The sequence below is a fragment of the Pseudoalteromonas sp. PAR1 genome, assembly GCF_947311895.1.
Taxonomy (GTDB): Bacteria; Pseudomonadota; Gammaproteobacteria; order Enterobacterales; family Alteromonadaceae; genus Pseudoalteromonas; species Pseudoalteromonas lipolytica_C.
In genome coordinates, this window is sequence record NZ_CAMZMY010000044.1 from 1 (window position 1) to 10,542 (window position 10,542).

Annotated in this window: 9 protein-coding genes and 5 tRNA genes; 10 read left to right on the forward strand and 4 right to left on the reverse strand. The window is 40.2% G+C overall.

Going from position 1 to position 10,542, the window contains the following annotated elements:
* Positions 1-119: 119 nt before the first annotated feature.
* A tRNA-Tyr gene (locus QL229_RS20355) sits at positions 120-204 on the reverse strand.
* Positions 205-316: 112 nt separating this feature from the next.
* Between QL229_RS20355 and QL229_RS20360 the strand changes: the two genes are divergently transcribed.
* Both QL229_RS20360 and QL229_RS20365 read left to right on the forward strand, forming a co-directional pair.
* On the forward strand, positions 317-832 hold the full coding sequence (locus QL229_RS20360) for a VC2046/SO_2500 family protein (protein ID WP_138557482.1): 516 nt from the start codon (positions 317-319) through the stop codon (positions 830-832).
* A 157-nt stretch (positions 833-989) separates the two neighbouring features.
* Entirely contained in the window at positions 990-1,289 is a 300-nt protein-coding gene (locus tag QL229_RS20365) for a DUF6172 family protein (RefSeq protein ID WP_138557483.1), read from the forward strand.
* Positions 1,290-1,349: 60 nt separating this feature from the next.
* Here QL229_RS20365 and QL229_RS20370 read toward each other — a convergent pair whose 3' ends face one another.
* From QL229_RS20370 to QL229_RS20380, 3 genes are all read right to left on the reverse strand, one after another.
* Positions 1,350-1,745: a hypothetical protein gene (locus QL229_RS20370; protein ID WP_235383619.1), complete on the reverse strand. Its 396-nt coding sequence runs from the start codon at positions 1,743-1,745 to the stop codon at positions 1,350-1,352.
* A 192-nt stretch (positions 1,746-1,937) separates the two neighbouring features.
* Positions 1,938-2,906, reverse strand: a complete 969-nt coding sequence (gene cysK / locus QL229_RS20375; RefSeq protein WP_135925303.1) for a cysteine synthase A — start codon at positions 2,904-2,906, stop codon at positions 1,938-1,940.
* Positions 2,907-3,100: 194 nt separating this feature from the next.
* Entirely contained in the window at positions 3,101-5,434 is a 2,334-nt protein-coding gene (locus QL229_RS20380; RefSeq protein WP_138557484.1) for a carbohydrate binding family 9 domain-containing protein, read from the reverse strand.
* Between the two features lie 215 nt (positions 5,435-5,649).
* Here QL229_RS20380 and QL229_RS20385 point away from each other — a divergent pair, with 215 nt between their 5' ends.
* The 8 genes from QL229_RS20385 (at position 5,650) to QL229_RS20420 (ending at position 10,540) form a co-directional block, all read left to right on the forward strand.
* Positions 5,650-6,801 carry a dicarboxylate/amino acid:cation symporter gene (locus QL229_RS20385; RefSeq protein ID WP_135925298.1) on the forward strand — a complete coding sequence of 384 codons (1,152 nt, stop codon included), beginning with the start codon at positions 5,650-5,652 and terminating at the stop codon, positions 6,799-6,801.
* 106 nt (positions 6,802-6,907) lie between these two features.
* Positions 6,908-7,558: a UvrY/SirA/GacA family response regulator transcription factor gene (gene uvrY, locus QL229_RS20390; RefSeq protein ID WP_054553647.1), complete on the forward strand. Its 651-nt coding sequence runs from the start codon at positions 6,908-6,910 to the stop codon at positions 7,556-7,558.
* 8 nt (positions 7,559-7,566) lie between these two features.
* Positions 7,567-9,390, forward strand: coding sequence for an excinuclease ABC subunit UvrC (gene uvrC, locus QL229_RS20395; protein ID WP_138557485.1), 1,824 nt, complete (start codon positions 7,567-7,569; stop codon positions 9,388-9,390).
* Between the two features lie 42 nt (positions 9,391-9,432).
* Positions 9,433-9,984 carry a CDP-diacylglycerol--glycerol-3-phosphate 3-phosphatidyltransferase gene (pgsA, locus tag QL229_RS20400; RefSeq protein WP_281547357.1) on the forward strand — a complete coding sequence of 184 codons (552 nt, stop codon included), beginning with the start codon at positions 9,433-9,435 and terminating at the stop codon, positions 9,982-9,984.
* Positions 9,985-10,117: 133 nt separating this feature from the next.
* Positions 10,118-10,193, forward strand: a tRNA-Gly gene (locus tag QL229_RS20405).
* Positions 10,194-10,205: 12 nt separating this feature from the next.
* Positions 10,206-10,279: transfer RNA gene (locus QL229_RS20410), tRNA-Cys, on the forward strand.
* 34 nt (positions 10,280-10,313) lie between these two features.
* A tRNA-Leu gene (locus QL229_RS20415) sits at positions 10,314-10,400 on the forward strand.
* Between the two features lie 67 nt (positions 10,401-10,467).
* Positions 10,468-10,540: transfer RNA gene (locus QL229_RS20420), tRNA-Gly, on the forward strand.
* The last annotated feature ends 2 nt before the right edge of the window (positions 10,541-10,542 follow it).

Sequence of the window (10,542 nt, forward strand, 5' to 3'; positions counted from 1 at the left end):
AGCTGGATTCGAACCAGCGAAGGCTGAGCCGTCAGATTTACAGTCTGATCCCTTTGGCCGCTCGGGAACCCCTCCACACAGATTTTACTATTGCATTTGGCCCCACTACCAGAAGGAAGTGGTGGAGGGAGCTGGATTCGAACCAGCGAAGGCTGAGCCGTCAGATTTACAGTCTGATCCCTTTGGCCGCTCGGGAACCCCTCCAATGCAACGGCGCTGATAATAGCAAACTGGTTATTTAAGTAAAGAAAAAAACTAAAGAAAATTGGATTAATGCCGATAACTGATTAATCTGGAATCTATTTGGCTAAAGTCTATGCAAGTTGATGGTTTGTTGCTCAATGAGAGTCAACTCGATAATCGTCTTAATAAAAGTGTTCATGAACATCGCTCTGGTGAGTTTGCATTATTATTAGCAATGCTCTCACATGACGCACTTGATTTTAGTCAATTTCATCTACCTAAAACAGAAATAAGTAATCCTCACGTTTCAGAAGAGGTACTTAGAGCCCAGTTAGGGGCAGGTCCTAAGCAATCATTAGCACCAGAGCAATTTGATATGTTGATTGGTCAAGATAATGCTCTTCGATTACTTCAAGGTGGTCTTTCAGACATTCGCTTACGTCATTGTTTAGCACCTGAGCCATTGCATGTTCGAGATGATAAAAATCACATTCCACTAGAAGTGATAGACAATTGTGAGCCCGCAGTAAGAAAACGCTACCTTGATAAAAATCAACCAACTGAGCGTGCCCAAATTGACGCTGCAGCTTTTTACGATAGCTTAACAGAAGATGCTATTCATCAACCTTTGCATTTAATTTCAGCCTAATTGATTAACTACATTGTCACATAAATAAATTAATCTACACTTTAATAAGTAAATTCAAGCAACATAAGAAAAAATACAGCTAATTTTTTATGGCCTTGTTATACTGTGTGCCTATGGCTTAGCGCCATTGTCATTGAACCAAGCTATTAGGACTATAATGAAGAAGACATTCACGCTTAACCACGAGAAGATTAAGTACCCTCGCATGGTTGATGCAGCCAAACACGAAGTAAAAAAATATTTGAAACGTGAGCGTAATAAAATACTCCCAGCTGGTGCTGATTATTGGGCATTTGACTGTAAGTTTGGTGAATCAGCGGATGAAGCCGAAGTTGTTCACGTAGCAGAGATTAATAAATGTATTAGTGATATTGAAGCCAAAGGCTTAACATCGTTTTATGTTGAGATCTTAGCGCGTCCTGCACAGCGTCAACACCAAGAATTTGATGAAGAGTAATTTATACACGGAATCAAAAAATGGGCCTTTTTAGGCCCATTTTTACTTTAAGATAACTATCTATCGAGCAAATGGATCGGCGTTAATCTTTTCTATATACCAATTACCTTTTTTGCGGATCATTTTTACACTGCGCATATCATCCACTTTTTTACCGTTGAAGTAACCCGTAAAGATTAAATTAATATTAGCCTTATCACCGTACTGTTCACGTAAACTCATATTGGTCATATCAACTTCAATTACAACTTCGTCGTATTGCATGTTAATTAGGTTACGAGCGAATTGGTTTGCGGTGCCATAAGACTTCATAATGCGAGCCATTTTTGGAGTTGCGTATTCCATGGCTTGATTTAAATCGTTTTGGTTATACAGTGCATCAAAATAAAGCGTGGCTGTGTTGCCTGGGGTATTTTTTTCGCCCTGAGGTGACTCTTCAGAGCCACAACCCAACATTAAGCAACTACTCAAAAGAGCAAAAATTAAGAGTACGTTTTTCATTATGCTTTGATTTGCTAGATTAAATAATTTTAAGTGTGTGACTAAATGACTGAGATGTAAAGTTAACTTAGTAAAATTGTGGGATTTATTTTTGCTTGGCAATAAAAAAGGATGCCTTGGCATCCTTTCTTAAATTAACTGCACTCGTTATTGAACTAACTCTTTTTCACTGAATTCTTCAGCAAATAATGGGCTAGATAAGTAACGCTCAGTAGCACTTGGTAAAATAACAACGATGTTTTTACCCGCATTTTCAGGTTTTTCAGCAAGGCGTTTTGCAGCAACCACTGCAGCACCAGACGAAATACCTACTAAAATACCTTCGTTTTTCATAAGCTCGTGAGCCATTGCAATTGCATCTTCATTTGATACTTGCTCAGCGGCATCAACAACTTCTAAATCAAGGTTGCCTGGGATGAAGCCAGCACCGATACCTTGGATTTTATGAGGACCCGGTTTAATTTCTTCACCAGCTAAGGTTTGGCTAATAACTGGAGAATTAGTTGGCTCAACAGCAACAGATTGCACGTTTAGGCCTTTTTCTAGTTTAAGGTAACGGCTAACACCTGTAATAGTACCACCTGTACCAACACCTGCTACGAAGATGTCGATTTTACCGTCCATTGCTTCATAGATTTCAGGACCCGTTGTTTCAAAGTGAATTTTTGGGTTAGCTGGGTTTTCGAATTGTTGTAAAAGAATGTATTTTCCAGGCTCGCTTGCTTGAATTTCTTTTGCTTTTTCAATCGCGCCATTCATACCTTTAGCGCCATCAGTTAAAACTAGGTTAGCACCTAACGCTTTTAATAGTTTACGACGCTCTAGGCTCATCGTATTAGGCATAGTCAGGGTTAATTTATAGCCACGAGAAGCTGCTACAAACGCAAGTGCAATACCTGTGTTGCCAGAAGTCGGCTCGATTAATTCTTTGTCTTTGGTTAATACGCCTGACTTTTCTGCTTCCCAGATCATTGAAGCGCCAATACGGCATTTAACACTAAAGCTTGGGTTACGTGATTCTACTTTAGCAAAAACATTACCTGAGGTTACGCGGTTAAGCTTTACAATCGGTGTATTACCAATTGTTAATGAATTATCTTCAAAAATGTTAGACATAGTGTTCCCTTGGAAGCAATTTATTCAATCGTGATCAACTAGCTTAGGCTATTGATCTGTAATAGTCACACTTTACTGTGACTATTAAAAAACGAAAGTAAAGTTTGGCTATAACATATAGCGAATAGGCTTATAGCATTTAGTAATAAGGTGAGAAAAGAAGGGCGCGCACCGAAAGGTGCGCTAATGGAGTGTTAAAGTAACCAAGCGTAGCTAAATTTAGCAAATAGGGTACGCTGCTCTTTAGTTATCGATGAAAGTTCATCATCTTGATAGCCATTATCAGAGTAACCTGCAAAGAATACTGTTTGCGGGTTCAGTTTGTAAGAATACAATAACTGGGTGGCTAACTTTTTATATTGGCTATCTACATCATCAATGTAATTAGCTTGATTACGTTCTAAATCGGTATAAATGACTGCAAGGCGTAAAAAGCTATTCACGTTAAACTGATAAGTTAACCGCACATCACTTAAATTTGCGGTAAATACTTCGCTACCATCAGCTTCAAGTTGCTCATAAGTATGACGTAAACGTACTTCAAAATGTTTACCAAGATTCATATTCAGTACCGGGCGTATATGAAACTTATCACCAGTGCGGTTATTGGCTAAGTCAACGGCATTACCTGTATACATATATAAAGAAGCAAAGACCCCAGCGGTTGGTTTAAAATCACTGTAAAAGCCAACGCCATTTTCGCTAAATAAATCTGTGTTGCCGTCTATATCTAAACGTGATTTATCGTGTCGAAGACCTGTACGGTTTCGGTGTTCAACAGAGACTTCAAAAAAGCTTTGTAACGGGCCGCTGACAGAAAAGCTGGTTTGTGCTTCTTTTTCAAGAAGTTCGTTATTTTCGTTGTGGGTAATATCCCAATCGGCATACAGGTTAGCGCGGTTCCACCAATTACCTTTATCACCATACCAGCGGTATTCGCCACCTGTAGTAAACTTTTTAAAATCAACTTGCGAGATAAAACCTAAGTCAGCTCTTAAATCAGCATCGCGATAATTATAGTCAGCAAATGCACGCCAGTACTTCTCATCATGTTGATACTTAACATAGTAGCCAGTACCCGATTGTTGTTCTTTACTTAAAACACGAAGTACACCTTCGTTATAGTCGCAATCACTATTTAATTCACAAATTACTTGCTCAGGTTGTAAACAGTTATCACCATCACATAACTCGTCAATAAAATCCTGACTGTATTGCGTTTGTGACTTTAATACTTGTACTAGGAAAACATCGTTCACTGTTGGTTTGTATTTACTATCAATACTATAAACCGTGTTTCTATAATCATCACTTTGTCTGTGAGTTGCTGTTGAACCAAGTGATAACCCTGATTCAAAGTCGTATCGGTATCGCAGAGCACCGTTTTCACTTTTCTCGTCAAGGGCGACAAGAGATGAACCTAAATTGCCCGGGATCAACACATTGGTTTGCGTATCATTGGCAATAAAACCGGCAAATGTATGGCCATTTTTGCTACCTGTGATCTTGGTTCCATAATCTGGTTGGGCAATATTACGGGTATGAATAAGGTTAAGTGTTGATGCAAAGTAGTCAGCGTTATCTAAAAAGAAGGCACGCTTTTCTGGGAAGAACAAGCTGAAATTATTATTCACACTCAATTGAGCAACATCCGCTTCAACCTGTGAAAAGTCAGGGTTAATCGTCGCATTTAAGGTAATATCTGGGGTGATCCCCCATTTAACATCCAGGCTGGCTTCAGTATTGTTCTCTGACTCCCAATCAGCCACTTGTGCGCCATCGATATCACGAGTCTCATTTTTGCCAAGCACCACAGATGGAATAATCGCCACGTTATTGCCTTGCTTTGCTTGTTCAAAACCTTGGTAACTTGGCATTTGGCAAATCCAACAATTGTTACCATGGTCAATTTGCATATTTGAGATACGCAAACGCTCACTACGCGGTAAAAATCGTAAAAACTCCATCGCCATCGTTTTGGTTGCTACGCTGTCGTCAAAATTCAATACGCGTAAGGGAATAGCCACTTCTACTGTGTAGCCTTTATCGTGAATAACACCAACACTATCCCAAATACCGTCCCATGATGAGCTTTCATGTTTAGTCAGTTCGTTTTCTATCGAGTCTTGTTGTACGCCAAGTGGGTTAATAAAAAACTGATAAGCTAATTGAGCATTATTGTATGAATCAATTTTCAGCCCCACTAAGTCATCATCCCATGCTGCATCACGATCACGATAGAAAGCGCGAATTAGTTCTGGATTTGGGTCGTTTGCTTCAAAGCCAATAAATAACGTCTCGCCATCTTCATAGACATAGGCGTGTGTGGTCACTGGGCTTTTGCTGTTTTCATAAGGCCATGTGACATTATCAATCGTGATTTTTTTTGCGTGTTGCCAACTTGGTTCATTTAGCTTTCCGTCAATTGTTGCTTGTTCCGCAACAAAAGGGAGGGTGATGGGTTGGCTGGTGGCCAAGGAAGTAAAAGGTGTGCTCAGTAGAGCGGCACTTAATATAGATTTATACATAAGAACTACACGGGTATTCAAAATTGCGAGCATGTTATTAACTTGCAACTTTGTTAACAAATGCAACGCGATAGGACGCATATATTTACGTTCAAATTAGATTCTGCGAAGCTGTGGTGGTAATTTGCGCAGTTAAACGTTAATTTGGCTGTTTTATAACAAAAGTAAACTAAAACGTGGTAAAAGGTTACCACCTAAAAATTGAAGTGATCGTTATGAATTTAATTCTAAAATTAATTGCTGGTATTGTTGCCGGTATTTTAGTGGGCTTGTATGTGCCGCTAACAGGTGTTGAACTCCTCTATACAGTAAAAGAAATAATAGGTCAGTTGATCACCTTTACCATTCCACTGATTATTTTATTTTTTATCGCATCTGGTATTGCTGGCTTACCAAAAGGTTCTGGCCACTTACTTGGCAAAACTGTCGGTTTTGCTTATGGGTCAACGATTATTGCTGGCACCTTAGCGTTTTTATTAGTCAGCGCCATGATCCCATTGTTTGATGGGGGCTTAACGTTTGAAGCTGAAGTAGCTACAGAAGTGGGCAGCTTTATTGATTTAGAAATTCCACCACTTATGAGCGTAATGACGGCGTTAGCTGCGGCTTTCATTTTTGGTATTGGTATGAGCCAAATGCAACTTGATATGTTGAAGAAAGTTTCTGATCAGGGTCGTGATGTAATTGATGGCTTATTAGCAAAGGTTATTATTCCAGCATTACCGTTTTATATTGCCGGTGTATTTGCAGAGATGACAGTCGCTGGCACTGTGGTAGATACGCTGCAAACATTTGGTATTGTATTACTTGCAGCATTGATCATGCATTGGTTATGGCTAACCGTTTTATATGTTTCAACGGGACTTTTATTAAAAAGAAACCCATTAGAGCTTGTAAAAAATATGCTACCCGCTTACTTTACTGCTTTAGGTACAATGTCGAGTGCAGCAACAATTCCTGTATCGCTGCGCTCAAGTAAAGCTAATAATGTAAAAGAAGATGTTGCAAACTTTACAGTGCCGTTATGTGCAACCATCCATTTATCGGGTTCAACAATTACCATTGTGACATGTGCAATGGCAGTGATGTTCTTATCACCGAATATGGATGTACCATCTTTATTTGGTATGTTGCCATTTATTATGATGTTAGGTGTTGTCATGATTGCAGCCCCTGGAGCGCCGGGTGGTGCGGTTATGTCGGCATTAGGACTATTAACAAGTATGCTTGGCTTCAATGAAGGCGCAGTGGCATTAATGATTGCACTTTATTTAGCACAGGATAGTTTTGGTACAGCTTGTAATGTTACAGGTGATGGTATTATTGCGCTGTGGGTTGATCGTTTTAGCGAGAAAAACGCCGCATAAAATGATGAGTGAAACAATAATTTGATTTATTGTTTCACTCATTCTGTGCTAATGTGGCACATTAAATTTACACAAGCATGTATTTGGGTTATTTGAGGGTGTTCCATTGATTAATGTACTTTTAGTTGATGACCATGAGCTTGTACGGACAGGTATCAGACGTATACTTGATGATGTTCGTGGTTTTAAAGTGGTTGGTGAAGCTAAAACCGGTGAAGAAGCGGTGCAATTTTGCCGTCAACATTCGCCTGATATCGTGTTGATGGACATGAACATGCCAGGTATCGGTGGTTTAGAGGCAACTAAGAAAATCTGTCGTTATTGCCCTGATGTAAAAATTATCGTGCTGACAGTGCATTGTGAAGATCCATTCCCAAGCAAAGTGATGCAAATCGGAGCTCATGGTTATCTAACTAAAGGTGCCGGCTCTGATGAAATGGTTAACGCTATTCGTGCTGTAAATGCCGGCCAACGTTATATCGCGCCTGAAATTGCTCAGCAAATTGCCCTTGCACAGGTAAGCGGACGCACAGACGAAAATCCGTTTCAGAGTCTTTCTGAGCGTGAACTGCAAATTATGCTGATGATCACCAAAGGTGAAAAGGCACAAGACATAGCAGAGCGTTTGAACCTAAGTTCTAAAACAGTGAATAGCTATCGCTATCGCATGTTTGAAAAGCTAAATGTGGGTGGTGATGTTGAACTTACGCATTTAGCAATACGTCACAAAATGATCGACATTGATAGTTCGCATTAATTTGCTCAATGTCTGATTTCGAACCAGCCCGTTTTCTTAAAACACTATCAAGTGAGCCCGGTGTCTACCGAATGCTTGATAGTGAAGGGCAAGTTATTTATGTCGGTAAGGCTAAAAATCTAAAAAAGCGCGTAACTAGTTACTTTCGCAGTAATGTAACTGATAGTAAAACACGTGTCTTAGTAAGCAATATTTGCGGTATCGAAGTCACTCTGACTAACACAGAGACCGAAGCCTTATTACTTGAAAACAACTTAATAAAAAAATATCAGCCTCGTTACAACATTTTACTGCGCGATGATAAATCATACCCTTATATTCTTTTAACTGATCACAAACACCCGCGACTCGCTTTTCATCGTGGTAGCCGTAAAATCAAAGGCGAGTATTTTGGTCCATTCCCAAGTGCAGGGGCGGTATCTGAAAGCCTGCGTTTAATGCAAAAAATCTTTCCGGTTCGCCAATGTGAAGATGCCTATTACCGAGCTCGAAGTCGTCCATGTTTACAATATCAGTTAAAACGTTGCTCAGCGCCTTGTGTTAATAAAGTTACCGATGAAGAATATCAACAAGAAGTCGATTTTGTACGTAAGTTTTTACTAGGCAAATCTCATGAAGTTATTGCTGATTTAATTGCTAAAATGGAGCAAGCAAGCAAAGAGCTTAAATTTGAGCTCGCTGCAAAAGTACGCGACCAAATTATGTTACTTCGGAAAATGCAGGAACAGCAATCGATTTCCGGTAATCATGCCGAAATGGATGTGGTTGGCTTTGCGCATTTAAATGGTTTAAATGCGGTTCACTTATTAATGATCCGCGATCATAAGGTACTTGGTAGCAAAACCTATTTCCCCAAAGTGCCCAAAGACTATGGGCAAGAAGAGATTTTAACTTCCTTTTTAGGCCAGTATTACTTAGCACCTGGTGCAACAGGGCGCATTGCTAAAGAAATCATCTTACCGTTTACAATCGAAGAGAGTGAGCTTCTAAGCGATGCACTTACGGCAATTTCTGAGCGTAAAGTGAGTTTAAAAGTCGCAAATCGCGGTGAGCGAGCTCAGTATCTTAAGCTTGCTAATAAAAATGCCCTTAACAGCATTAGTGTTAAGCAAAGCACGCAGGACTCAATTAATAAACGCTACGCACAATTAAAAGAAACGTTACGCCTAGATGATATAAATCGTATGGAATGTTTTGATATCAGCCATACAATGGGTGAAAACACGGTTGCAAGTTGTGTGGTGTTTGATTCGCAAGGTCCAAATAATAAAGAGTATCGCCGTTTTAATGTTACCGGCATCACTGGCGGTGATGACTATGCTGCAATGGAATTTGCACTTAATAAACGCTACAACAAAGTAGTCGATGAAGAAAAAATTCCAGATGTCATCTTTATCGATGGGGGTAAAGGGCAATTATCTCGTGCTGAACAATATTTTGAAAACTGGCCACATAATAAAATGCCATTGCTGGTGGGTGTTGCAAAAGGCACAAGCCGAAAACCAGGTTTAGAAACGCTATTAATTGATGGTGGACGAAAAACAATACCACTTGATTCAGACGCGCCGGCACTGCATTTAATCCAACATATACGTGATGAGTCGCACCGTTTTGCTATTGCTGGGCATCGTAATAAACGTCAAAAGCAACGCACGCAATCATTATTAGAAGAAATTACCGGTGTTGGACAAAAGCGCCGACAGGCATTATTAAAATATTTAGGGGGCATGCAAGGGGTAAAAGCTGCTAATATAGACCAATTAAAACAAGTTCCTGGGATCAGCCCTGAAATGGCTGAAAAGATATTTAATCATTTGCATGACAAGGCGTAGCCTTCGTGCGAATATAGTAAAAAAAGACATCTCCAAGTAGTTATGTGGAATATTCCAAACACACTCACAACCTTTAGACTTTTTCTTATCCCCATTTTTTTGGTGATATTTTATTTGCCTTTCTCATGGGCGTTTTTCGCAGCTGCGTTTGTTTTCTGGCTTGCGTCAATCACAGATATCCTTGATGGCTATCTTGCGCGTCGTTTAAATCAGTCAACGCCATTTGGTGCGTTTTTAGATCCTGTTGCTGACAAAGTAATGGTCTGTGCGGCACTTGTTGCTTTATCAAGCCATTATCAAAGTTTGTATATGACTATACCTGCATTAGTTATTATTAGCCGCGAAATCGTTATTTCTGCATTACGTGAATGGATGGCAGAGCAGGGTAAGCGTGACAATGTGGCTGTATCTAACATGGGTAAGTTTAAAACTGCGGCACAAATGCTAGCCATCATTGGTTTGATTTGGCAATTTGATACATGGATGATCTACTTAAGTTATGGTCTTTTATACGTTGCAACATTCTTAACGCTTAGTTCTATGCTGCAGTATTTAATGGCAGCATGGTCAGAATTGACCAAAAATCGATCCTAAGCGTATAATTACACACCGTTTTAGATAAAAAATAAGCAAACAGTTCAAAACTAGCATTTTTTATATTGACGCGTTTAATAATCTCTGTAGAATGCGTCCGTGTTGAGAGGGCATAGCCCCCAAGATAAAGAAAGCGGCACTAGCTCAGTTGGTAGAGCGCAACCTTGCCAAGGTTGAGGTCACGAGTTCGAGCCTCGTGTGCCGCTCCAATTATCTAATTTGGCGGAATGGCAGAGTGGCCATGCAGCGGATTGCAAATCCGTCCACCTCGGTTCGACTCCGGGTTCCGCCTCCATTCAACACTCCACGCGCTCTATGAGCAACCCGATGCCCGGGTGGTGGAATTGGTAGACACAAGGGATTTAAAATCCCTCGCTGGTAACAGCGTGCCGGTTCAAGTCCGGCCCCGGGCACCATTTTGTGGTTAACTACAATACCAAATGTAGTTTTAAAATTACGATTTAACTCTAGAGTTAATATGATGCGGCACTAGCTCAGTTGGTAGAGCGCAACCTTGCCAAGGTTGAGGTCACGAGTTCGAGCCTCGTGTGCCGCTCC